Genomic DNA, 437 nt, shown 5'->3' with positions numbered 1-437 from the left:
GGCAGCCACTGGTCGAGCTCGGGGCGAAGCAGCGTCAGCGCGAACGGCAGCCCCATGCCCGACAGCGATTTCGCCAGCGTGACGATGTCGGGCGTGAAGCCCATGTCCTCGAAGCTGAAGAAGCTGCCCGTCCGCCCGCAGCCGGCCTGGATGTCGTCGACGATCAGCAGCGCGCCATGCGCCCTGGCGATCCCCGCGATCCGCCGCAGCCATTCGGGCGACGCGGCGTTCAGCCCGCCTTCGCCCTGCACCGTCTCGACCAGGATCGCGGCCGGCGCGTCGAGCCCGCTCGAGGGGTCGGACAGCCGCTGTTCCAGCAGGTCCGCGGTGTCGACGTCTCGCCCGTAATAGCCGTCATAGGGCTCGTGCGCGACATGCGACAGCGGCACGCCCGCGCCGCCGCGCTTGGTGGCATTGCCGGTGCACGCCAGCGCGCC

Annotated in this window: 1 protein-coding gene; it reads right to left on the bottom strand. The window is 71.6% G+C overall.

Annotation, left to right across the window (positions count from 1 at the left end):
* Positions 1–437 (bottom strand): aminotransferase class III-fold pyridoxal phosphate-dependent enzyme (locus tag AC3DEV_RS17150; RefSeq protein ID WP_488372899.1); only part of this gene is annotated, 437 nt, incomplete at both ends.

The organism is Dietzia sp. IBK-p2-15D, assembly GCF_057773105.1.
Note: the sequence above shows the minus strand (reverse complement) of the source record. Positions and strands in the feature narration are given on the sequence as shown.